General features: G+C 54.0%; 15 protein-coding genes, 3 tRNA genes and 3 rRNA genes. 13 read left to right on the top strand and 8 right to left on the bottom strand.

Features of this window, described 5'->3' with window-relative positions:
- The first annotated feature begins 3 nt into the window (after positions 1-3).
- From kdsA to rrf, 13 genes are all read left to right on the top strand, one after another.
- On the top strand, positions 4-855 hold the full coding sequence (gene kdsA / locus OYT1_RS07495; protein WP_062627444.1) for a 3-deoxy-8-phosphooctulonate synthase: 852 nt from the start codon (positions 4-6) through the stop codon (positions 853-855).
- A gap of 13 nt (positions 856-868) precedes the next feature.
- Complete coding sequence (eno, locus tag OYT1_RS07490) at positions 869-2,152, top strand: phosphopyruvate hydratase (protein WP_062627443.1); 1,284 nt, start codon at positions 869-871, stop codon at positions 2,150-2,152.
- Positions 2,152-2,481: a cell division protein FtsB gene (gene ftsB / locus OYT1_RS07485; protein ID WP_062627442.1), complete on the top strand. Its 330-nt coding sequence runs from the start codon at positions 2,152-2,154 to the stop codon at positions 2,479-2,481. The genes eno and ftsB overlap by 1 nt, the downstream gene beginning before the upstream one ends.
- A gap of 15 nt (positions 2,482-2,496) precedes the next feature.
- Positions 2,497-4,314 (top strand): DNA helicase RecQ, encoded by a 1,818-nt coding sequence (gene recQ / locus OYT1_RS07480; protein WP_062627441.1) that lies wholly within the window; start codon positions 2,497-2,499, stop codon positions 4,312-4,314.
- 167 nt (positions 4,315-4,481) lie between these two features.
- Entirely contained in the window at positions 4,482-7,775 is a 3,294-nt protein-coding gene (locus OYT1_RS07475) for an EAL domain-containing protein (RefSeq protein WP_084612062.1), read from the top strand.
- A gap of 10 nt (positions 7,776-7,785) precedes the next feature.
- Positions 7,786-9,075: a porin gene (locus tag OYT1_RS07470; RefSeq protein WP_062627439.1), complete on the top strand. Its 1,290-nt coding sequence runs from the start codon at positions 7,786-7,788 to the stop codon at positions 9,073-9,075.
- Positions 9,076-9,162: 87 nt separating this feature from the next.
- On the top strand, positions 9,163-9,867 hold the full coding sequence (locus OYT1_RS07465) for a YebC/PmpR family DNA-binding transcriptional regulator (protein WP_062627438.1): 705 nt from the start codon (positions 9,163-9,165) through the stop codon (positions 9,865-9,867).
- A gap of 120 nt (positions 9,868-9,987) precedes the next feature.
- A tRNA-Met gene (locus OYT1_RS07460) sits at positions 9,988-10,064 on the top strand.
- Positions 10,065-10,358: 294 nt separating this feature from the next.
- Positions 10,359-11,896, top strand: a 16S ribosomal RNA gene (locus OYT1_RS07455).
- 133 nt (positions 11,897-12,029) lie between these two features.
- Positions 12,030-12,106, top strand: a tRNA-Ile gene (locus OYT1_RS07450).
- An 8-nt stretch (positions 12,107-12,114) separates the two neighbouring features.
- A tRNA-Ala gene (locus OYT1_RS07445) sits at positions 12,115-12,190 on the top strand.
- A 275-nt stretch (positions 12,191-12,465) separates the two neighbouring features.
- Positions 12,466-15,350 (top strand): 23S ribosomal RNA (locus OYT1_RS07440).
- A 113-nt stretch (positions 15,351-15,463) separates the two neighbouring features.
- A 5S ribosomal RNA gene (rrf, locus tag OYT1_RS07435) occupies positions 15,464-15,577 on the top strand.
- Together the 16S, 23S and 5S rRNA genes with 3 tRNA genes alongside form the textbook arrangement of a ribosomal RNA operon.
- A gap of 349 nt (positions 15,578-15,926) precedes the next feature.
- On the opposite strand, the gene OYT1_RS07430 is transcribed toward rrf, so the two are convergent.
- The 8 genes from OYT1_RS07430 to OYT1_RS07395 all read right to left on the bottom strand — a co-directional run bounded on the left by OYT1_RS07430 (position 15,927) and on the right by OYT1_RS07395 (position 22,993).
- Entirely contained in the window at positions 15,927-16,283 is a 357-nt protein-coding gene (locus OYT1_RS07430; protein ID WP_062627681.1) for a thioredoxin family protein, read from the bottom strand.
- Positions 16,284-16,296: 13 nt separating this feature from the next.
- Complete coding sequence (gene murJ / locus OYT1_RS07425) at positions 16,297-17,835, bottom strand: murein biosynthesis integral membrane protein MurJ (RefSeq protein WP_062627682.1); 1,539 nt, start codon at positions 17,833-17,835, stop codon at positions 16,297-16,299.
- A 38-nt stretch (positions 17,836-17,873) separates the two neighbouring features.
- Positions 17,874-18,245 (bottom strand): DUF3579 domain-containing protein, encoded by a 372-nt coding sequence (locus OYT1_RS07420; protein ID WP_062627683.1) that lies wholly within the window; start codon positions 18,243-18,245, stop codon positions 17,874-17,876.
- A gap of 171 nt (positions 18,246-18,416) precedes the next feature.
- On the bottom strand, positions 18,417-18,944 hold the full coding sequence (locus tag OYT1_RS07415; protein WP_062627684.1) for a cytochrome b: 528 nt from the start codon (positions 18,942-18,944) through the stop codon (positions 18,417-18,419).
- A gap of 68 nt (positions 18,945-19,012) precedes the next feature.
- A complete protein-coding gene (locus OYT1_RS07410) occupies positions 19,013-19,480 on the bottom strand; it encodes a Spy/CpxP family protein refolding chaperone (protein WP_062627685.1) in 468 nt (155 codons plus the stop codon).
- A gap of 92 nt (positions 19,481-19,572) precedes the next feature.
- Complete coding sequence (locus OYT1_RS07405; protein ID WP_062627686.1) at positions 19,573-20,790, bottom strand: BaiN/RdsA family NAD(P)/FAD-dependent oxidoreductase; 1,218 nt, start codon at positions 20,788-20,790, stop codon at positions 19,573-19,575.
- 4 nt (positions 20,791-20,794) lie between these two features.
- Positions 20,795-21,799: a 2-hydroxyacid dehydrogenase gene (locus tag OYT1_RS07400; protein WP_062627687.1), complete on the bottom strand. Its 1,005-nt coding sequence runs from the start codon at positions 21,797-21,799 to the stop codon at positions 20,795-20,797.
- Between the two features lie 3 nt (positions 21,800-21,802).
- Entirely contained in the window at positions 21,803-22,993 is a 1,191-nt protein-coding gene (locus OYT1_RS07395) for a pyridoxal phosphate-dependent aminotransferase (protein ID WP_062627702.1), read from the bottom strand.
- Positions 22,994-23,041 lie beyond the last annotated feature (48 nt).

The following is a 23,041-nucleotide window of genomic DNA, read 5'->3' as shown; positions in this document are numbered from 1 at the left end:
CTGATGAAACTGTGTGGATTTGATGTCGGCCTAGATAAACCACTGTTCTTGATCGCAGGTCCTTGTGTGATCGAGTCTGAGCAGATGGCGTTGGATACTGCTGGGCAGTTGAAAGAAATTTGCGCGGCATTGAACCTTCCGTTCATCTACAAGTCTTCGTACGACAAGGCGAATCGCAGTTCAGGTAAGTCGTTCCGTGGTTTTGGTGTCGATGCTGGGCTTAAGATACTGTCGGAAGTAAAGAAGCAGATCGGTGTGCCCGTACTGACCGATGTGCATAGCGAAGATGAGATCGCTCCCGTGGCTTCCGTGGTGGATGTGTTGCAAACGCCGGCATTCTTGTGTCGGCAGACGGATTTCATCCACGCTGTGGCGAAATCCGGCAAGCCGGTGAATATCAAGAAAGGCCAGTTCTTATCGCCTTGGGATATGAAGAATGTGGTCGATAAGGCGCGCGATGCTAGCGGTGCGGACAACATCATGGTGTGCGAACGGGGTGCCTCGTTTGGTTACAACAACTTGGTATCGGATATGCGTTCGCTGGCAGTGATGCGCAATACTGGGTGTCCGGTGGTGTTCGATGGCACTCATTCGGTGCAGTTGCCGGGTGGTCAGGGTTCGGTTTCAGGCGGACAGCGCGAATTCGTGCCGGTGTTGGCGCGGGCAGCGGTGGCAGCGGGCATCTCTGGTCTATTCATGGAGACACACCCGAATCCGGCTCTAGCCATGTCGGATGGGCCGAATGCCTTCCCCTTGGGGCATCTGAAAGAATTGTTGGAAACACTGCTGGTGCTGGATGCGGCAGTGAAGAAGCAGGGTTTAATCGAAGAAAATGTTGATTTGAAGAATATCTGATAGAGAGAGAGCAATGAGCGCAATCGTAGATGTCGTAGCAAGAGAAATTCTGGACTCCCGTGGTAACCCGACGGTAGAGGCTGATGTGTTGTTGGAATCTGGCGTGATGGGGCGTGCAGCGGTGCCGTCTGGCGCTTCGACTGGCGCAAAAGAAGCCATCGAACTGCGTGACGGAGACAAGAGTCGTTATCTGGGTAAGGGCGTGCTGCAAGCGGTGGAATATGTGAACACCGAGATCGCCGAGGCGATCATCGGCTTGGATGCTTCCGAGCAAGCGTTCATCGACCAGACCATGATCGATCTGGATGGTACTGAGAATAAATCGCGTCTGGGCGCAAACGCCATTCTGGCCGTGTCGATGGCCGTGGCACGCGCTGCTGCTGAAGATGCTGGCCTGCCGCTGTATCGTTATCTGGGCGGTTCCGCGCGCATGGAAATGCCTGTGCCGATGATGAACATCATCAACGGCGGTGCGCATGCCAACAACAACATCGACATGCAAGAGTTCATGATCATTCCGGTGGGCGCTGAGAGCTTCCGCGAAGCGCTGCGATGTGGTGCCGAGGTGTTCCATGCCTTGAAGAAGCTGATCGACGAAAAAGGTATGCCGACCACCGTGGGTGACGAAGGCGGCTTTGCACCTAATCTGCCGAGCAACGAGTCCGCATTGCAATTGATCGTTGAAGGTATCGAAGCGGCGGGCTACGTGCCCGGCGAAGATGTCGCCATTGGCATCGACTGCGCCAGCTCCGAGTTCTATAAGGATGGCTTGTATCACATCGATTCCGAAGGTCTGAAGCTCACTTCGGCTCAATTCGTTGATTATCTGGCGAACTGGGTGGATAAATACCCCGTCATCACCATCGAAGACGGCATGAGCGAGCACGACTGGGACGGCTGGAAGCTGCTAACCGACCGTCTGGGCGACGACGTGCAACTGGTGGGCGACGACGTGTTCGTGACCAACACCAAGATCCTGCGCGAAGGTATCCGCCAAGGCTTGGCCAACTCCATCTTGATCAAGATCAACCAGATCGGCACCTTGACTGAAACCTTTGCCGCCATCGAAATGGCCAAGCGCGCGGGTTACACGGCTGTGATCTCGCACCGTTCCGGTGAGACTGAAGACAGTACCATCGCCGACATCGCTGTGGCGACCAATGCTTTGCAGATCAAGACTGGTTCTTTGTCGCGTTCTGATCGTATGGCGAAGTACAACCAACTGCTGCGTATCGAAGAAGATCTGGGCGATTGCGCCTCCTATCCCGGTCGTGAGGCGTACTACCAGCTTGGCTGATGCGTATCATCACCATCATTCTGGTCGCTCTGATCCTGCTATTGCAGTATCCGCTTTGGTTGGGCAAGGGCGGCTGGATGAAGGTACGCGAGTTCGGTCAGCAGCTTGAGGTCGAGAAACAAGCTAACCAGAAGATTCATGAGCGCAACGCTCTGATGGATGCCGAAGTGCGCGACTTAAAGCAGGGCACCGAGGCCATCGAGGAACATGCCCGCAGCAAAATGAGCATGATCAAGCAGGGCGAGGTGTTCTTCCAGTTCACCGAGAATCAGCCCGCTCCCGCTTCGGCGGTTGTCGAAACCCCGCCCGCGCTGCCCAGCCGAGACTGATCGTCGGCATCATCTATGCCGACAGCGCAGCAAACTCTTCAAGAAGTCTTTGGCTACGCCGCATTTCGCGGCGCTCAACAGAGTATCGTCGAGCATGTCGTTGCAGGGGGCGATGCCCTAGTGCTGATGCCCACCGGCGGTGGCAAATCCTTGTGTTACCAGATCCCTGCCTTGCTGCGTTCCGGGGTTGGTATCGTCGTTTCGCCGCTGATCGCCTTGATGCAGGATCAAGTGGATGCGCTCAAGCAGTTGGGCGTATCGGCGGCGTTCCTTAACTCCAGTTTGGATGCCGAAGCTGCCCGCGAGGTGTACCGACAGATACATCGCGGTGAATTGAAGCTGCTGTATGTCGCGCCGGAACGATTGATGACGGAGGGCTTCTTGAGTTTGCTGGACGAGATGTATCGAGAATCCAGCATCGCACTCTTTGCCATCGACGAAGCTCATTGCGTTTCGCAATGGGGGCACGACTTCCGCCCTGAATACCGCGCACTTACCGTATTACACGAGCACTTTCCTGATGTGCCGCGCATCGCCCTCACTGCGACTGCCGATGCGCCGACGCGGCGCGAGATCGTTGAGCGCTTATCGTTGGAGCAGGCGCAGCAGTTCGTTTCCAGTTTTGATCGACCAAACATCCGTTATCGCGTTACGCAGAAAGCCAATGCTCGTCAACAGTTGCGATCGTTTCTGGAGATGGAACATCCAGAGGATGCTGGCATCGTGTATTGCTTGTCGCGCAAGAAAGTCGAAGAGACAGCCGCTTGGTTGCAGGAGCAGGGCTGGGATGCGTTACCCTATCACGCTGGACTCGATGCGGCGACCCGCAACCAAAACCAAAGAAGGTTCCTGCGGGAAGAAGGCGTCATCATGGTCGCTACTGTTGCCTTCGGCATGGGCATCGACAAGCCCAACGTGCGCTTCGTCGCCCACCTCGACCTGCCCAAAAGCATGGAAGGTTATTACCAAGAAACGGGTCGTGCCGGCCGTGACGGTCTGCCTGCGAATGCGTGGATGGCCTATGGGTTGGGCGATGTGGTGTCCATGCGGCAGATGCTGTTGTCCGGCGACGCGCCGGAAGAGCGTAAGCGTGTCGAGTTGCAAAAGCTGGATGCGCTGCTAGGTTTCTGCGAGTCCACCGATTGCCGTCACCAGACCATCTTGCGCTATTTTGGCGAGCAACATCCTGGCGACTGCGGCCAGTGCGACAACTGCCTCTCGCCAGTGGATACTTGGGATGCTACCGAGGCGGCCCGCATGGCGTTGTCCTGCGTATATCGCACCGGACAACGCTTCGGTGTGGCTCATCTGATCGACGTCTTGCTGGGCAAAGCCACCCCCAAGGTCGAGCAGTTCAACCACCAACAACTGAGCACCTTCGGCATCGGAAACGGACTTACCCAGCAGCAATGGAGCAGCGTCTATCGCCAACTGGTCGCAGCGGGGCTCATCTCTGTGGAGATGGAGGCCTACGGTGGCTTGCGTTTGGCCGAAACCGCGCGCCCTGTATTGCGAGGAGAACAGGAAGTATGGCTGCGCCGCGATGCCGAGCCTACCAAACGGCGCAATACCAAGGCTGAGCGCGGCTCGCGTTTGCGCGAGGCTTTTGCCCATGTTCACGAAGATCCGCTGTGGCAGGCGCTAAAAACCAAACGTATGGAGCTTGCCAAAGAGCAGGGGGTGCCACCTTACGTCATTTTCCACGACAGTACCTTGCTGGAAATTCTCAACCACAAACCACAAACGATGGCCGAGATGGGGCGTATCAGCGGGGTCGGACAAGCCAAACTGGCGAAATTCGGCAACGCGTTCTTGCAGGTGGTGGCAGAGTAGGGCGCTGCAGGAGCTTGGTATAGGTTGGGTATGGTTCGGTAGTATGCAGACAAATTACCACTCAACGTGATGGGTTATTCTAGGCTATTATTTGCCCAGCCATTCAGCGTGTTCGGAATGCTAAAAAGTGATCTGTCCTAACATACGAGTTACTTGCATTTGCTGAGATGAAACCACCCCTCACAATACGCGCACAATTGTTTGCCTTGGTGGCTGCCATTGCTGTGCCTATGATCGGCATACTGGCTTATACGATCTACGACGCCGCCCAACAGCGCGTCGTCGAGGCTAAATTGACCGCCCACATGCTCGCTGCCGCAACGGCTTCTGACGTCAATCGCGTACTGGCCTCCAACCGAGATTTTCTGGTGCAGATGGCAAAACGTCCGCTCATCCGCAAGATGGACGCACGTAACTGCGACCAAGTGCTGTGGGATTTCCGCGGGTTATTTCCGAAATCTGCGAACATGACCGTGATTGATATGAAGGGTACGGCGATCTGTTCCGCAGTCCCCCAGCCGGGCGGTAAACCGGTCTCGGTCGCCAAGGCCCCGTGGTTTAAAAGGTCTCTCGTACAGGATGAGTTAGTGGTGAGCGACCCGTTCTTCGGCCCTATCACGGGTAGATGGGTGACCGTGCTGACCTACCCTATCCATGATGACCACGGCAAAAAAATCGGCTTCCTTGGGCTGCCGCTCGATCTTGCCTTGTACGAACCCAATCTCTCCAATGTGCCGATGATCCCATCCACCGCCATCGGTATCGTGACGGAAGATGGGGCATTTGTCTGGCGCAACCTTGATACCGAGAAGTGGGTGGGGAAAAAACATACAAACAACAAGACGCTCAATAATATCCTCGCCGGAAGAGATGGAGAAATGGAAGGCATTGATTCGGTGCCGAGGCTCTATCACGTCGATAGAGTAGAGGATTCCGGTTGGACGGTGTATGTCGGCATCCCAACCAGTTATGTCTATTCTCAGCTGCGTGAAGCGGTGCTAAGAAATGTGCTGCTGGGGTTGAGCAGTTTGTTGCTTATTTTTGGAGTCGCATGGTTGATCGCACGCCAGATATCGCGGCCCATTGGTGCGTTGGCGGTAGCCTCACGCGCGCTCAGGCAGGGCCACGAAGATGCTAGAGCTGAGATAGATGGGCCGCCCGAGATCAGAGAAGTGGCGCAGGAGTTCAATGAGATGCTCAATGTGCGCTTGAAGGCGACCGCCGCATTGCGAGCGAGCGAAGCGAAACTTTCGGAAGCGTTGCGAATCGCTAGGATGGGGCACTGGGAGTACGAGGTGGCCAGCGACGAATTCATCTTTAACGACCAATACTATTCGCTGCATGAAACCACTGCTGTGGCAATGGGAGGCTATCGCATGCGCTCGGCAGATTTTGCCCGGCGCTTGGTTCATCCAGATTCGACATCCCAAGTGGGTGCAACGATCCAGCTTGCGCTTAAATCTGACGATCAGAATGCGCTGATCCAAGTCGAGGCGCGCATCCTATGCCCCAGCGGCGAGATGCGCTGGGTGCAGGTGCGTCTCAGAATTGAAAAGAACGATCAGGGTGAGGTCGCTCGATTGATCGGGGTGAATCAGGACATTACTGAACACAAACATAGCGAGCAAACTCAGGTAAGGCTCAATCGTGCGCTCAAGCTGTTGAGCGATTGCAATACGGCGCTGGTACATGCCGTGGATGAATCAACGCTGTTGAAGGATATCTGCGGCCTCATCGTCGCGGAAGGCGGCTATCGCATGGCATGGGTAGGCTATGCAGAGCACGATGCAGAGAAGTCTGTGCGTCCGGTCGCACAGTGCGGAGATGAGAGCGAGTATTTGAGTGTCGTCGGGATAAGGTGGTCGGACATTGAGCAAGGACGCGGCCCGACGGGTACGGCGATCAGAACTGGGCAGACTGATATCAATCCAGATTTCCGGACCCATTCACGCATGGCTCTGTGGCGCGAAGCTGCACTAGAGAGAGGTTACCTTTCCAGCATCGCTCTGCCATTGAACAATCGGACACATATATTAGGTGCGCTCACGATCTACTCTGGCGAAGAGGATGCATTCGGTGCGGAGGAGGTGAGGCTGCTGGAAGAGCTAGCCAACGATCTGGCTTATGGCATAGAAACTTTGCGTACTCGCGTCGAACACGAAGAGGCTGAAAAGCAACTGGAGTTCCTTGCGCATCACGACATGCTCACCGGCTTGCCCAACCGCCTGTTGTTGCGTGACCGCTACGAACAGGCGATCGCGCAGGCGGATCGGATGCACTCCGGCGTGGCGGTGCTGTTCCTTGATCTGGACAACTTTAAGCAGGTTAACGATACGCTCGGGCATAACTACGGCGACCAGTTGCTGGTGCATGTGGTCGAGCGTCTGCGCGGATGTCTGCGCGATGCCGACACCATTAGTCGTCAGGGCGGCGACGAGTTCGTCATCCTGTTGACCAATCTGCGCGACCTTGCCGTGATCAGCGGCATCGCACAGCAGATCATCGAGACGTTTACGACTCCGTTCGAGATCGACACCTATTCGATCAATACCACATTTAGTATCGGGGTGAGCTTATATCCTGACGACGGCAAGGAATTCGACATGCTGCTTCGTAATGCCGATACCGCGCTGTATCAGGCGAAAGACAGTGGACGTGATACCTACCGTTTCTTCTCTGAAAAGATGAGCATTGATGCGCAGGAGCAGTTGCAACTACAAGGACAATTGCGCAGCGCGGTGAAGAATCAGGAATTCATCCTCCACTATCAGCCGCAGATCGATATCGCCAGCGGGCGTCTCATCGGCACGGAAGCGCTGGTGCGCTGGCAGCATCCCGAACTTGGATTGCTCCCGCCAGGAAAATTCATCCCGCTGGCGGAGCGCAGTGGTCTTGTCATCCCGATGGGTGACTGGGTGCTTAGTGAGGCATGCCGCCAAGCCCAAGTCTGGCGCGATAAAGGTCATGCGCTGGTGATGGCGGTGAATCTCTCCGCACTACAGTTCAAGCGCGGCAACTTGCTGGAGACGGTTTCGCATGCGCTCAAACGCTCGGGTTTGCCGGCGGAGTTGTTGGAGCTGGAACTGACCGAGTCCATCCTACTGCAAGATATTGATGTTGCGATCAAGACCCTGCGCAGTTTGAGAGACATGGGCGTGAAGCTCTCCATCGATGACTTCGGCACAGGATACTCCAGCCTTTCGTATCTGAAACGGCTGGCGGTGAACAAGCTCAAGATCGACCAGTCTTTCGTGCGTGACCTCGCTGAGGATGTAGATTCCGCTGCCATCGTGCGCGCCATCATTCAGCTCGGTCATACATTGCAACTGACCGTAATCGCCGAGGGCGTGGAGACCGACGCGCAACTTGCCTTCTTGCGCAATTACGGTTGCGACGAGGCTCAGGGGTATCTATACAGTCGTCCAGTTCCTGCGACGGAGTTCGTCAAATTGCTCAGCTAAAGGAGGCGTCATGCGCAGCAGATTCGGTGTGGCAATGTTGATGGGCCTTCTGTCTGGTGCGGTGCAGGCGAGTAACTGGCTACAACTTCAGGGTAATGAGACAGCCGATGCGCAACCCATCCGCACCTTTGGTTTCCTCCAGCCTAGCTATACCTTCATCGATGCGAAGAAAGCGTCAGGGCTTCAAGGGACTGCCGCTGTGTTCAATGGGCAATACTCCACGCTCAACCTCAACTGGCCAGAGTTACAGCAGCCGCACCAGTTTCAAGTGATACGTGCTGGGCTAGGTGCGCGCGGCAGACTCAACGACGACATCAACTATTTTGTAGCTCTCGATGCCGGGCAGAACGGCGTCAACTATTACCGCGACATCATGCTCACTGATGCCTCGCTCACCTTCAGCTATATACCCGGTGCGCGCATCCGTGCGGGTCTGTTCAAGTTGCCGACCAGCGAAGAGGCACTGCTCGCGGTGAACACCTCCTACCCCTACGTGTACAACTCCAATGCTGTGCTCTACATGCTGGTGGGCTTGCCCGTGCAGGCGAACGGTGCGGTGAATGCCAGCGGTGCGTCGAGTGCCAAACTATCCAGCGGCTTCTCCGGCTTCCGCGATTGGGGCGTGCAGGTCTACGACACCTTCGTGCAGGAGCAGTGGGAATACTCCTATGCCGCGATGGTCTCCAACGGCGCGGCCATCGAGAGCATCAACGACACCGATGCGCGCAAAGACCTCACCCTGCGTTTGCAGACCTCCTACCTGCTCGGCGGCAAAGGCCCCAACCGTGAAGACCTCAGCGCCTTCGTGTGGCGCCAGAACGGATCGCGCCTGTTCGGCACGGAATATTTCCGCATGGTGCGCGAAGGCGTGGGTATCAAATATCTGCAAGGAGACTACCGTGCTTCGGCAGAATATCTGCGCGCAGACGGCATGGTCGTGGGCGGGCAGACGCCGCCTTTCGTGGGGCAGGCATTCGCAGCGGGTGTGAGCGAAAAAGCCCGGGGCTGGTACGTCGAGGGTGGCTGGCGTTTCATGCCGCAATGGGAGGCCGACCTGCGTTACGACTACCTCGATTTTATGACGCAGACTGCCGCCAACGAGCGCGAGTTCGCCACCACCACACTGGGCTTGCAGTACTTCATCGATCCGGCGACGCGTGTGATTTTCAATTACGAGTGGCGTGCGATGAGAGTCTCTAATCTCTCCGCCATCGCAGCAGGGGCTGCCCGTTCCAACGCGCTCATCATCGCCAATGGACTGGGCGACCGCCTCAGCATGCAACTGACCTGGTCTTTTTGAACGCCATTCGAGATTGAACCCTTGCGTCACTTGAGGCAAGATGCACGCTTCAGATTTTTCGTACAACCAATACACAAGAGAGCAGACATGGGCGCACAGTGGAAAGCTAGGCACAAAGAAGTCGCAGCGAATGCAAAAGGCAAGATTTTCGGCAAGCTTGCCAAGGAAATTATGGTGGCAGCTAAAGGCGGTGCTGATCCTGATACCAATTCGCGTTTGCGTCTTGTCGTAGAGCAAGCCAAAAAGGCCTCAATGCCTAAAGAAACGCTGGATCGCGCTATCAAAAAAGGTGCTGGGTTGCTCGATGGCGGTGCGCAACTAGAGCGACTGGTCTATGAAGGCTTTGCTCCGCATCGTGTGCCTGTCATCGTCGAATGTCTCTCCGATAACATCAATCGCACCAAATCCAGCATGAACGTGCTGTTTCGCAAGGGGCAACTGGGCGCGCCAGGTTCCGTCTCATGGGACTTCAACTATGTTGGGATGATCGAAGCTACGCCGAACTCCAAAGATGCCGATGCCGAAGTCGCTGCTATCGAAGCAGGGGCGCAAGATTTTGAGCCTTCAGAGGAGGGCGCGAGTCTGTTCCTGACTGATGTCACCGATCTGGATGTTGTGTGTAAAGCATTGCCCGGACATGGCTTTACCATTGTTTCCGCTCAATTAGGGTATCGCCCGAAGAATCCCGTGACGCTCAGCAATGATGTTGAGCGCGATGAGGTTGAAGCCTTCCTCGGTGCCATTGATGAAGATGATGATGTGCAGAATGTCTATGTGGGATTAGCGGGATAGGGTTCGTTGAATTACCCGGCAGTGAGTAATGCGCACTGAGTCAAACGCAAGTTTCGCGCAATTTTTCGAAATACTTGTTGACCGTCGCCAGACTCGTTGCTATAGTCCGCCTCCTTCTGACGCGGGGTGGAGCAGCTCGGTAGCTCGTCGGGCTCATAACCCGAAGGTCGTAGGTTCAAATCCTGCCCCCGCAACCAGTCAAAAGAAAAACGGTAAGCAAAAATAGAGTTGACAAGAAGTTTTGAGTCCCTATAATGCGCACCTCTTCGCTGCTGAGGCAGTGGATGCGAAGCGAAAGCGGAGCAGGAAAGTTCCTTAAAAGATAGAAGAAACAACTGATGAGTGTAGGTGCTTGGGTTGAGTGGTGTTGATAGTTTAGGCTATTGGCACATACTATAAAAAAACTGAAGTACCTCGCTTATATATGAAAAGACGCAAGTCGATTTATTTTGAGTGAGACCGATTGGCGAAAGCTGATCAAAAGTAGGATTGAACTGAAGAGTTTGATCCTGGCTCAGATTGAACGCTGGCGGCATGCTTTACACATGCAAGTCGAACGGATTTTGGAGCTTGCTCCAGAGTTAGTGGCGAACGGGTGAGTAATATATCGGAACGTACCCGGCAATGGGGGATAACGTAGCGAAAGTTACGCTAATACCGCATATGCCCTGAGGGGGAAAGCAGGGGACCAGTAATGGCCTTGCGTTGTCGGAGCGGCCGATATCGGATTAGCTAGTTGGTGAGGTAAAGGCTCACCAAGGCGACGATCCGTAGCAGGTCTGAGAGGATGATCTGCCACACTGGGACTGAGACACGGCCCAGACTCCTACGGGAGGCAGCAGTGGGGAATTTTGGACAATGGGCGAAAGCCTGATCCAGCCATGCCGCGTGAGTGAAGAAGGCCTTCGGGTTGTAAAGCTCTTTCAGGTGGAAAGAAAAGGTTACGGATAATACCTGTGACTGATGACGGTACCATCAGAAGAAGCACCGGCTAACTACGTGCCAGCAGCCGCGGTAATACGTAGGGTGCGAGCGTTAATCGGAATTACTGGGCGTAAAGCGTGCGCAGGCGGTTTTGTAAGACAGACGTGAAAGCCCCGGGCTTAACCTGGGAACGGCGTTTGTGACTGCAAGACTAGAGTATGGCAGAGGGGGGTAGAATTCCACGTGTAGCAGTGAAATGCGTAGAGATGTGGAGGAATACCGATGGCGAAGGCAGCCCCCTGGGTCAATACTGACGCTCATGCACGAAAGCGTGGGGAGCAAACAGGATTAGATACCCTGGTAGTCCACGCCCTAAACGATGTCAACTAGGTGTTGGGGGAGGAGACTTCCTTAGTACCGCAGCTAACGCGTGAAGTTGACCGCCTGGGGAGTACGGCCGCAAGGTTAAAACTCAAAGGAATTGACGGGGACCCGCACAAGCGGTGGATTATGTGGATTAATTCGATGCAACGCGAAAAACCTTACCTACCCTTGACATGCCAAGAAGATTCCAGAGATGGGATTGTGCTCGAAAGAGAACTTGGACACAGGTGCTGCATGGCTGTCGTCAGCTCGTGTCGTGAGATGTTGGGTTAAGTCCCGCAACGAGCGCAACCCTTGTCATTAATTGCCATCATTTAGTTGGGCACTTTAATGAGACTGCCGGTGATAAACCGGAGGAAGGTGGGGATGACGTCAAGTCCTCATGGCCCTTATGGGTAGGGCTTCACACGTAATACAATGGTCGGTACAGAGGGTTGCCAAGCCGCGAGGTGGAGCCAATCCCAGAAAGCCGATCGTAGTCCGGATTGGAGTCTGCAACTCGACTCCATGAAGTCGGAATCGCTAGTAATCGCGGATCAGCATGTCGCGGTGAATACGTTCCCGGGTCTTGTACACACCGCCCGTCACACCATGGGAGTGGAATCTGGCAGAAGTAGGTAGCCTAACCGTAAGGAGGGCGCTTACCACGCTGGGTTTCATGACTGGGGTGAAGTCGTAACAAGGTAGCCGTATCGGAAGGTGCGGCTGGATCACCTCCTTTCTAGAGTATCTTGATCCGAGTGCCTACACTCATCGGTTGTTTAAGAAGTTGTTAGTTATGAGTCGTTAGCCGTTAGTTAAAACAGTGAATGCTTTAACTGACAGCGAATGAGTTGTTGCTAACGGCTGCGTTTGGGTCTGTAGCTCAGCTGGTTAGAGCACCGTGTTGATAACGCGGGGGTCGTTGGTTCGAGTCCAACTAGACCCACCAAGTAAAGAGGGGGTTTAGCTCAGCTGGGAGAGCACCTGCTTTGCAAGCAGGGGGTCGTCGGTTCGATCCCGTCAACCTCCACCATTACCTGGTACGAGTCACAAGACATAAATGATTATCGAGATGATGATTTATGTCTTGAGTCTTAATGGCGCAAGTAGTTCTTTAAAAATCTGGAAGAAGTAAAGAAAGTGATTCTCACTGACGTGGGTGCGGGAAACCGTGCGCATGTGAGTGGAAAAACTAAATGGGTTTTGATTGTATCAAGCCGTATTGATGCTAGTCGTATCGATGCGGTCACAAACGCGAGACAAACAACACTTGTAATGTTGACCTCTTCGGAGGGCTTAACGTTATAGGGTCAAGCGAATAAGTGCATATGATGGATGCCTTGGCGATTACAGGCGATGAAAGACGTGTAAGCCTGCGAAAAGCTACGGGGAGCTGGCAATAAAGCTTTGATCCGTAGATATCTGAATGGGGAAACCCGGCCCTTTGGGTCATTCCTGACTGAATACATAGGTCAGGTAAAGCGAACTCAGCGAACTGAAACATCTAAGTAGCTGAAGGAAAAGAAATCAACCGAGATTCCGTAAGTAGTGGCGAGCGAACGCGGAGCAGCCTGCAACCTTTAGCCATTCAATTAAGAGAACAGCTTGGAAAAGCTGGCCATAGTGGGTGATAGCCCCGTATTTGAAAATTCAGTGGTGGAAATAGGGTTGGAACAAGTAGGGCGGGACACGAGAAATCCTGTCTGAACATGGGGGGACCATCCTCCAAGGCTAAATACTCGTAATCGACCGATAGTGAACCAGTACCGTGAGGGAAAGGCGAAAAGAACCCCGGAAGGGGAGTGAAATAGATCCTGAAATCGTATGCATACAAACAGTGGGAGCGGACTTGTTCCGTGACTGCGTACCTTTTGTATAATGGGTCAGCGACTTACATTCAGTAGCGAGCTTAACCGAATAGGGGAGGCGTAGGGAAACCGAGTCTGATAAGGGCGATAGTTGCTGGGTGTAGACCCGAAACCAAGTGATCTATCCATGGCCAGGATGAAGGTTGGGTAAAACCAACTGGAGGTCCGAACCCACTAACGTTGAAAAGTTAGGGGATGAGCTGTGGATAGGGGTGAAAGGCTAAACAAACTTGGAAATAGCTGGTTCTCTCCGAAAACTATTTAGGTAGTGCCTCACGTATCACTCTCGGGGGTAGAGCACTGTTATGGCTAGGGGTCTATTGCTGATTACCAAACCATTGCAAACTCCGAATACCGAGAAGTGCGAGCGTGGGAGACAGACATCGGGTGCTAACGTCCGGTGTCGAAAGGGAAACAACCCAGACCGCCGATTAAGGTCCCCAAGACATAGTTAAGTGGAAAACGAAGTGGGAAGGCTAAAACAGTCAGGATGTTGGCTTAGAAGCAGCCATCATTTAAAGAAAGCGTAATAGCTCACTGATCGAGTCGTCCTGCGCGGAAGATGTAACGGGGCTCAAACTATGCACCGAAATCGCGGATATGTACTTGTACATATGGTAGGAGAGCGTTCTGTAGGCCTGCGAAGGTGTTCTGTGAAGAATGCTGGAGGTATCAGAAGTGCGAATGCTGACATGAGTAGCGATAAAGGGAGTGAAAGGCTCCCTCGCCGAAAACCCAAGGTTTCCTGTTCAACGTTCATCGGAGCAGGGTGAGTCGGCCCCTAAGGCGAGGCTGAAAAGCGTAGTCGATGGGAAACAGGTTAATATTCCTGTACCTCAATGTAATGCGATGTGGGGACGGAGAAGGTTAAGCAAGCTGTCTGTTGGAATAGGCAGTTTAAGCGTGTAGGGAGATTTCTTAGGCAAATCCGGGAGATCAATTCTGAGGCGTGATGACGATGCACTTAGGTGCAGAAGTTGCTGATACCAAGCTTCCAAGAAAAGCCACTAAGCTTCAGTTATATTGAGACCGTACCGCAAACCGACACAGGTGGGTAGGATGAGAATTCTAAGGCGCTTGAGAGAACTCGGGTGAAGGAACTCGGCAAATTAGCACCGTAACTTCGGGATAAGGTGCGCCCCGGTAGATTGTAGAGACTTGCTCTCGAAGGTCGATGGGGTTGCAGTGAAATGGTGGCTGCGACTGTTTAATAAAAACACAGCACTCTGCAAACACGAAAGTGGACGTATAGAGTGTGACGCCTGCCCGGTGCTGGAAGGTTAAGTGATGGGGTGCAAGCTCTTGATCGAAGCCCCAGTAAACGGCGGCCGTAACTATAACGGTCCTAAGGTAGCGAAATTCCTTGTCGGGTAAGTTCCGACCTGCACGAATGGCGTAACGATGGCCACACTGTCTCCACCCGGGACTCAGCGAAGTTGAAATGTTTGTGAAGATGCAATCTCCCCGCGGCTAGACGGAAAGACCCCATGAACCTTTACTGTAGCTTTGCATTGGACTTTGAACAGATCTGTGTAGGATAGGTGGGAGGCATTGAAGTAGGGACGCCAGTCCTTATGGAGCCATCCTTGAAATACCACCCTGATGTGTTTGAGGTTCTAACCTAGGTCCGTAATCCGGATCGGGGACCGTGCATGGTAGGCAGTTTGACTGGGGCGGTCTCCTCCCAAATTGTAACGGAGGAGTACGAAGGTTCTCTAGGTACGGTCGGACATCGTACTGATAGTGCAATGGCAAAAGAGAGCTTAACTGCGAGACTGACAAGTCGAGCAGGTGCGAAAGCAGGTCATAGTGATCCGGTGGTTCTGTATGGAAGGGCCATCGCTCAACGGATAAAAGGTACTCTGGGGATAACAGGCTGATTCCTCCCAAGAGTTCATATCGACGGGGGAGTTTGGCACCTCGATGTCGGCTCATCACATCCTGGGGCTGTAGCCGGTCCCAAGGGTATGGCTGTTCGCCATTTAAAGTGGTACGTGAGCTGGGTTTAAAACGTCGTGAGACAGTTTGGTCCCTATCTGCCGTGGGCGTTGGAAGTTTGAGGGGACCTGCTCCTAGTACGAGAGGACCGGAGTGGACGAATCTCTGGTGTACCGGTTGTCATGCCAATGGCATTGCCGGGTAGCTAAATTCGGAAGAGATAACCGCTGAAAGCATCTAAGCGGGAAACTCGCCTCAAGATGAGACTTCCCTGGGCACTAGATGCCCCTAAAGAGTCGTTCGAGACCAGGACGTTGATAGGTCAGGTGTGGAAGCGCAGTAATGCGTTAAGCTAACTGATACTAATTGCTCGTGAGGCTTGATCCTATAACATTAAGTAACAAAACAGGTGTTGCTCGCAACAATCAAAACCTCTTTACTTCATCCAGAATATGGCCGACTGGCCTCTCAACTGAGACACCAGTCAGCCGACAGTTATGTCTGACGACCATAGCAAGTTGGTCCCACTCCTTCCCATCCCGAACAGGACAGTGAAACGACTTCGCGCCAATGATAGTGTGGATTGCCCATGTGAAAGTAGGTCATCGTCAGACTCCTTACAAACAAAAAGCCCAGTTCATTCTGGGCTTTTTGCTTTTATGGCTACCAATCGAAAATGTTCGTAGCTATCTGATAGTTAAGACCAAAATATAGTTGTAGTTGTGGAGACTCATATCGTTTAATCGATGTGATGTCGTAGCCAAAGTATGTCATCCTTTCGATAAGCTCAGGACAAGCGTCAGACTCCTTTAAAGCCTAGACTGGGCTTCTTGCTTTTAGAGGTTCAATAGATTCGCCTGCCCATTAATGACAAAGCCCTCGATGAGAGGGCTTTGTCATTAGTCACGCTTAGTGCAGGTGTTGTCTTGGCCGACATGCGAAATTCGAGTCTGCAATAGTCATTTAGTGCTGATGTGTTTCGTGCCTTGCGAGTACGCTGTCAATGAAGTTACGCAAATAACCCTCGGTCTGAGCGCTGTGGAAGCGGTCGATTTCGATACCGTAGCTGTAAGCAATGACGGTGGGGAATCCACGTACTTTATGGCGTCCAGCGATCCTCATATTTTCGTCGGCATCGACGATGCCGAGGATGAACTTGCCGTTATATTCGAACACCAGCTTGTGAAGTAGGGGCGCGAGTACGCGGCAAGGGGAGCACCATTCAGCGCTGATATCCATGAGCACGGGTAGTTCATGGGAGCGCGCCACAACAAGCTTATCAAAGTTGTCTTCTTCTACGTTATAGGAAAAGTCACTCATCTTTGTACTCCGGTTAATTTACGCCACGCTTGGCAAAATCTTTGGGGCGGAAGCCTAGTGCGCCCAATACGGTGAAATAGACGACGATACCTGCGGTAACAAGTAAGGTGAGGTGGCCAATGCGCGTCCAGCCGCTAGTTGTTAGCCAGTGCTGTTCGCTCCCCATAACAAACCAGAGTGTCGCCCCCATCGCTAGTAGCGCAGCACCTAGTTTGGCTGAGAATGCTGCCCAACCTGGTTCAGGCTGATAGATGCCGCGCTTGAGCAAGAGGTAGAGCAGGATGGACGAGTTGACACAGGCACCAAGGCCGATGGCCAGCGCCAACCCAGCGTGATTTAGCCAGCCGATAAAGGCAAGGTTCATCAGTTGCGTGGCGGCCAAGGTGATGAGGCCGATCTTTACTGGCGTCTTGATGTCTTGCCGTGCATAAAAACCGGGCGCGAGCACCTTCACGGACAGAATACCAATCAAGCCAACGCTGTACCCAACCAGCGCATCTCGTGTCATCAGCACGTCGTGCGACTGGAAGTTGCCATGCTGAAAAAAGGTAGAGAGCAGTGGGACGGCGATCAAGCCCAGCGCCAGCGCAGAAGGCAGGGTAAGCATGCAGGTCAGGCGCAGGCCCCAGTCCAATAGCTTTGAGAACTCTTTAGGATTGCTATCTACATGCAACTTGGATAGTGAGGGAAGCAAGATGGTGCTAATGGCCACGCCGAGCACGCCGGATGGAAATTCCATCAAACGGTCGGCGTAATACAGCCAGGATACGCTGCCGGCGGCGAGGAAGGAGGCGAAGATGGTGTTGATAATGAGGCTTATCTGGCTGATGGAGACACCAAACACGGCTGGTCCCATCTGCTTAATGACGCGCCATACCCCGTCGTCGTTGAATACCAAGCGCCAGCGCGGCATCATGCCAATTTTCCTCAGGAATGGTACCTGGAACGCTAGTTGCACAATACCAGCAAGGAATACCGCCCAGCCCAGCGCCATGATAGGCGGATCGCAATATGGCGCTAACCACAGCGCAGCACCGATGAAGCAGATGTTCAGTAAAACTGGAGCGAAGGCCGGCACCCAGAACTTATTGTAGGAGTTGAGTATCCCGGCGGCCACGGCTACCAACGAGATGAAAAAGATGTAAGGCGAGGTGATGCGCAGCAACTGCACGGTGAGGTCGAACTTTTCCGGCTCTTTGACAAAGCCGGGTGCACTGATATAGACCAAGATCGGGGCGGCAATAATGCCGATGATGGTCACGACAAATAGGATGACTGCCAGCAGCGAAACGACGTGGTCAACCAGTAGTTTGGTTTCTTCTTGTCCACGCCGATTCTTGTATTCGCCGAAGATGGGGATAAAGGCCTGAGAGAATGCGCCCTCAGCGAACAAACGACGCAGCAGATTGGGAAGTTTGAAGGCGACGAAGAATGCGTCGGTCGCCATGCCCGCACCGAAGATGCGGGCAATCAGCACATCACGCGCGAAGGCTAGGATACGTGAGGCAAAAGTTAGTGCACTGATGGTAGCCAGTGCTTTTAGCAGGTTCATGCTGCTACCACTGGCCTAAGAATTTGCAGATCAATCGCTTAGCCGTTGTTGCGCATCGGGTCACGACGCTCCGCGATAACCGGAGTCGCAGTTTTGCCGCGTCCAAGACGCACCTTGAGATTGTGCTCGCCGACGAACTGAGTGATGCGATCGAACGCACCCGGATGCTTTTCCTTGATTTCGAGCTGAACTACGACAGAGCGAACATCTCCGATGATGGCAGGGCGAACGAATTCGGAATAGATGGTGCGTTTATCGATGTTAGTCGTAGAAAGCATGTCGCAGAGATGATCCACCCAGTCTTCCGGCAAGGCCCAATCTTCGGGAAGGCTGAATACTTGCCCATCAATGGTGATACCTTGCACCACGAACTCGGACGCGCCAGATAAGTTTGTGTTTCCTAGAATCATTTCTCTCCCCGATTCTTTTTAGTTATCGTGCGGTAGCCAGTTTTTATATGCTACTCGTGCACATCTTTTATGATTTTTGCGGGCGCAATGATAGCACTACTCTGGGGGAAATGACGGGAGACAATGTGTCGAGGAGGCGAGTTCGGAGCGCGCTTCCTCGACAGTATTTTGTTAATCGCGTTTGCCAAACAAAGAGATTCGGCTGAGGATGTTGTCCTTGAGGATGAGCTGGTGATACAGCGCCGCGACCACATGCAGAACAATCGTGCCAATCAGGATGAAAATCAGTGTGGCGTGAATCTCATGGATGGCGAACTCCTCGAGATCAGGCATTTTGCTGACATCGTGAGCTTGGAAAGCTGCGAGCAGGCCCGTGCTATTCAGCATAATCATGCCGCTGGCCGGAACGGCGATCAATAGTACATACAGCAAATGGTGGATGCCAACGGCGACTTTGTTTGCCAACGGACTGCCGCCTGCCACAGGGGCTGGTTTACCATCCTTGCGGACGAAGTAGGCACGTAGCAAGGTCAGCACAAGCACGGCATCACCGAGTAGGAAGTGATACGGATACAGGCTGAATTTTGCGGCGGCTTGCTCGGTCTCGTCTAACTCATGGCCGAAATAGAAGGCGGTGATGAATAGAGCCAACGTGAGCCAATGGATGATGGCCAAGCGGCGGCTATATAGGTTTTGCATACAAGTCTCCGGTATAGAAAGCGGCTGTCATGCAGCCGCTAGGATTTTAATCGAATAAGATGAATGAATTATTTCTTGATCGGTGGCAGGCGTTTGGGGTCGCAACCCTCGTGCATCCCTTCGTGCCTTCCCGAATGCGAATTTAGTGTCTTCTGCTGTTCGGGTGAGAGTTTTTCGTAGAAGGCCTTGAACTCGGTAGTCATTTCGGTGCGCTCTTGCTGTTGATGCTCCATCATCGCATTGCGGCGTTCCATACGCTGCGGAGCGGTGAGGTTCTTGTCTTGCTCCATCGCTTCCTGCATGTCCTTGTGATGTCGTTCCATGCGAGCACGATTGTGATCTTGCATGGCTTTCCAAGACGCTTCCTGCTCGGGTGTCAGCTTCAATTCATCATGCAGCTTTTGCCATGGAGAGCTCATCGGTTCCATTTTGCCGTGTTTCTTGGGGTCACAGTGGTCGGCATCGGGTGTGGGGCAGGCGTAAGCGACGCTGGTAGTCAGGCTGGCGAGCAGTGCCGTGGTGAGTAGCAGTTTCATGATATTCCTTTCAATGTCGGGTTGACGAACAGACGATATGACGGTCATCGGCGTCTGAGGTTCCGTCTGGAGCTGATTATAGCCATGTTTAGTTAAGCTGCCATACCGGCTGCATAGCCCGAAGCCCATGCCCACTGGAAGTTGTAGCCGCCCAATTGGCCAGTGACATCGACGACTTCGCCGATGAAGAACAGTCCGGGTATCTCGTTGGCCTCCATGGTCTTGGACGAAAGTGCGCGGGTATCCACACCGCCACAAGTGACCTCGGCCTTGGTGTAGCCCTGAGTCCCAGAGGGGGTGATGCGCCAGTGATGGAGTTGCTCCGCAATGGCGAGCAACTTCTTGGGTGACCACTGGTTGACGGGCAGGTTTTCGCCGAATTGCGGTAACCATGCCTCGGCAAAGCGTTTGGGCAGATATTGTCCGATGAAATTGCTCATCAGCATCTTACTGCTACGGTGTTCCTCAAATAGTGCGTTCAGGTCGCGTCCAGGCAATAGGTCGATGGATAGCGGCTGACCGTGTTCCCAGTACGAGGAGATCTGCAAGATCGCTGGCCCGCTCAATCCGCGATGCGTGAACAGTAACTCATTGCGGAAGCTCTGCTTGCCGAAGCTGACCTCCGCTGGGAACGATAGCCCAGACAACCCAGCATAAGGCTCCCATTCGTCGGGGCGGAACGTGAGCGGCACCAGTCCCGGCCTGAGTTTGACGATAGGCAGATTGAATTGCTCGGCGATCTTGTAGCCGAAGGGGGTTGCACCAGTCTTGGGGATAGATAGTCCGCCGGTGGCGATCACCAGTGAACTGACATGAAAAGTATCGCGTGATGTTTTGATTACAAAGCGTTCCTTGTTGAGTTCGCCAGCCTTGTTTTTAGTCGAAGGCGTATTGTGCAGCGGCTTGATCTCATGCACTTCGCATGAGATGTAACGGCGCACGTTCGCGGCTTCACACTCGTCTTTCAGTAGCTTGATGATGGCTTCGGAGCTGTCATCGCAGAACAACTGCCCGAGTTCCTTCTCGCTCCAACTGATGCCATTCTCGTCCAGCAATGAGATGAAGTGTTGCGGCGTGTAACGTGCCAGTGCCGAGCGGGCGAAGTGAGGATTGTCGGAAATGAAATTTTCCGGCTTGACATCGAGGTTGGTGAAATTGCAGCGCCCGCCGCCGGAAATACGGATTTTCTCAGCCAGTTTGGCGGAGTGATCCAGCAGCACGACCGAGCGTCCGCGTTGAGCGGCGGTCAGCGCGCACATCAGGCCAGCGGCGCCTGCGCCAATGATGGCGATATCGAAAGAGTGATCCATAGTTTTAACGTACCAATGCTGTAGTGACTTCGTTAGGGCATAGCCCGCTTTGCTCGAATACACGCACGTTGTCGAGCGTAGTGCGAGCGATGCTGGCCAGTGCTTCGGCGGTGAAGAATCCCTGATGGCCGGTGATGAGCACATTAGGGAAGGAAAGTAAGCGTTCGAACATGTCGTCCTGAATGACTTGGCAGGACAAATCTTGGAAAAAGAGGTCGCCTTCCTGTTCGTACACGTCCAAGCCAAGTCCGCCGATACGGCCAGACTTGAGGGCGGCGATAACGGCGGGCGTGTCGATGACGGCTCCACGACTGGTGTTGATGATCGTCACGCCGCGCTTCATCTTGCCAATTGCGGCAGCGTTGATGAGGTGGAAACTTTCCTGATTGAGCGGGCAGTGCAGGGTGATGAGATCACTTTCGCGGTACAACTCATCCAGCGTCACATAGCGTGCGCCAAGTGCTAAGCATTCAGGATTCGGGTAGGGGTCGTGTGCTAACAGACGACAGCCGAAGCCGCGCAGAATTTCAGCCGTGGCAAGACCGATCCGTCCAGTGCCGATGATGCCGATGGTGCGACCACGCAACTCAAAGCCTAGCAGTCCATCGAGTGAGAAATTGCCGTCGCGAACCCGGTTATAAGCACGGTGGGTCTTGCGGTTTAGCGTCAGGATCAGCGCCAGCGTGTGTTCGGCGATCGAATGCGGAGAGTAGGCGGGGACGCGTACTATACGTATGCCGTGACGTGCGGCGGCGGCTAGATCGACATTGTTGAAACCAGCACAGCGCAGAGCGATCAACTGGGTTCCTTGTTGCGCTAGGGCTTGCAGCACGGCCTCATTCAGCGTGTCATTGACGAAAGCGCAGATGGCGGGAAAGCCCGCCACCATCTGCCGTGTCTCTTCGTTCAGGCGTGCATCGAAGAAGCTCAGTTCGTGACCAAAGGTGGCGTTGGCTTCTTGTAAGAATTGCCGGTCATACGGGTGGGCGCTACAAACGGCAATCTTCATCCCTTAGGCCAGCGCCGCAGCGATGCGGGCGACCGCCGCTTTCAGATTATCCATCGACGTAGCGAACGACAGGCGGATACAGCCCTCGCTACCGAAAGCCGAGCCGGGAACCAGCGCCACGCCGAACTCCAGCAGACGCTCGGCCAGAGCTAGGTCGTTGGCTTCCTTCAGCTTACCTTCTGCATGCAGCTTGGTGATGGCAGCACTGGCATCGGGGAAGGCGTAGAACGCGCCGCCACTGGGCACGCACTTCAGGCCGGGGATCGCGTTGAGTGCATCCACTAGATAAGCGTGGCGTTCACGGAATGCAGTCAGCATCGGTGTGATGCAGCTTTGGTCGCCGTTCAGCGCCACTTCTGCCGCGACTTGCGAGATCGACGTTGGGTTGGACGTGCTCTGGGACTGAATGTTCTCCATCGCCGCCATGATGTCGGCGCGCCCAGCCGCATAGCCGATGCGCCAGCCGGTCATGGCGTAAGCCTTGGAAACGCCGTTCAGCACCAGCGTGCGATCGTAGAGATCAGGGCAGACATTGAGGATGTTGACGAAGGGTGTGTCGTCCATGCGGATATGTTCGTACATATCGTCGCTGGCGATCAACACGTGCGGATGCTGGCGCAGCACGACACCCAAAGCAGTCAATTCGGCAGCGGTATAGACCGCGCCCGTCGGGTTGCTCGGGCTGTTGATGACGACCATGCGGGTCTTGGGTGTGATGGCGGCAGCCAGTTGTTCGGCGCTCATCTTGAAACCTTGCTCGATACCGGCTTCGACAATCACCGGTACACCTTCGGCCAGCAACACGATGTCTGGATAGGATACCCAGAACGGTGCGGGGATGATGACCTCATCGCCTTTATTGATCGTGGCTTGGGTCAGATTGTAGAAGCTTTGTTTACCACCACAGGAAACTAGGATCTGGTTCGGCTTGTAATCTAGTCCGTTGTCGCGCTTGAATTTAGCGATGATCGCTTGTTTCAGCGAGGCGGTGCCGCCGACGGCCGTGTACTTGGTGAAACCCTTGTTGATGGCCGCGATGCCTGCATCCTTGATGTGTTGCGGAGTATCAAAATCTGGCTCGCCAACGCCAAGTCCAATAATGTCTTTGCCTTCGGCTTTCAGCTTGTTTGCTTGAGCATTGACGGCTAGGGTGGGAGAGGGCTTGATGGCTTGTACGCGGGTGGAGAGTTCCAAGATAGTTCCTTGCGGGTGGGTCATGGGCGCGGATTATACCCGCGTCGG

This window comes from Ferriphaselus amnicola (assembly GCF_000974685.2).
In the GTDB taxonomy this organism is placed as follows: domain Bacteria; phylum Pseudomonadota; class Gammaproteobacteria; order Burkholderiales; family Gallionellaceae; genus Ferriphaselus; species Ferriphaselus amnicola.
The sequence above is the reverse complement of the archived record's forward strand: the minus strand, read 5'-3'. Positions and strand labels throughout refer to the sequence as shown.

What these genes read in the sequence shown, in the direction of transcription:
- OYT1_RS07430 (WP_062627681.1), bottom strand. Translation starts at nt 16,283, where the DNA reads ATGAGTGACTTTTCCTATAACGTAGAAGAAGACAACTTTGATAAGCTT.
- OYT1_RS07415 (WP_062627684.1), bottom strand. Translation starts at nt 18,944, where the DNA reads ATGCAAAACCTATATAGCCGCCGCTTGGCCATCATCCATTGGCTCACG.
- murJ (WP_062627682.1), bottom strand. Translation starts at nt 17,835, where the DNA reads ATGAACCTGCTAAAAGCACTGGCTACCATCAGTGCACTAACTTTTGCC.
- OYT1_RS07400 (WP_062627687.1), bottom strand. Translation starts at nt 21,799, where the DNA reads ATGAAGATTGCCGTTTGTAGCGCCCACCCGTATGACCGGCAATTCTTA.
- kdsA (WP_062627444.1), top strand. Translation starts at nt 4, where the DNA reads ATGAAACTGTGTGGATTTGATGTCGGCCTAGATAAACCACTGTTCTTG.
- OYT1_RS07475 (WP_084612062.1), top strand. Translation starts at nt 4,482, where the DNA reads ATGAAACCACCCCTCACAATACGCGCACAATTGTTTGCCTTGGTGGCT.
- OYT1_RS07420 (WP_062627683.1), bottom strand. Translation starts at nt 18,245, where the DNA reads ATGATTCTAGGAAACACAAACTTATCTGGCGCGTCCGAGTTCGTGGTG.
- OYT1_RS07410 (WP_062627685.1), bottom strand. Translation starts at nt 19,480, where the DNA reads ATGAAACTGCTACTCACCACGGCACTGCTCGCCAGCCTGACTACCAGC.
- eno (WP_062627443.1), top strand. Translation starts at nt 869, where the DNA reads ATGAGCGCAATCGTAGATGTCGTAGCAAGAGAAATTCTGGACTCCCGT.
- recQ (WP_062627441.1), top strand. Translation starts at nt 2,497, where the DNA reads ATGCCGACAGCGCAGCAAACTCTTCAAGAAGTCTTTGGCTACGCCGCA.
- OYT1_RS07405 (WP_062627686.1), bottom strand. Translation starts at nt 20,790, where the DNA reads ATGGATCACTCTTTCGATATCGCCATCATTGGCGCAGGCGCCGCTGGC.
- ftsB (WP_062627442.1), top strand. Translation starts at nt 2,152, where the DNA reads ATGCGTATCATCACCATCATTCTGGTCGCTCTGATCCTGCTATTGCAG.
- OYT1_RS07465 (WP_062627438.1), top strand. Translation starts at nt 9,163, where the DNA reads ATGGGCGCACAGTGGAAAGCTAGGCACAAAGAAGTCGCAGCGAATGCA.
- OYT1_RS07470 (WP_062627439.1), top strand. Translation starts at nt 7,786, where the DNA reads ATGCGCAGCAGATTCGGTGTGGCAATGTTGATGGGCCTTCTGTCTGGT.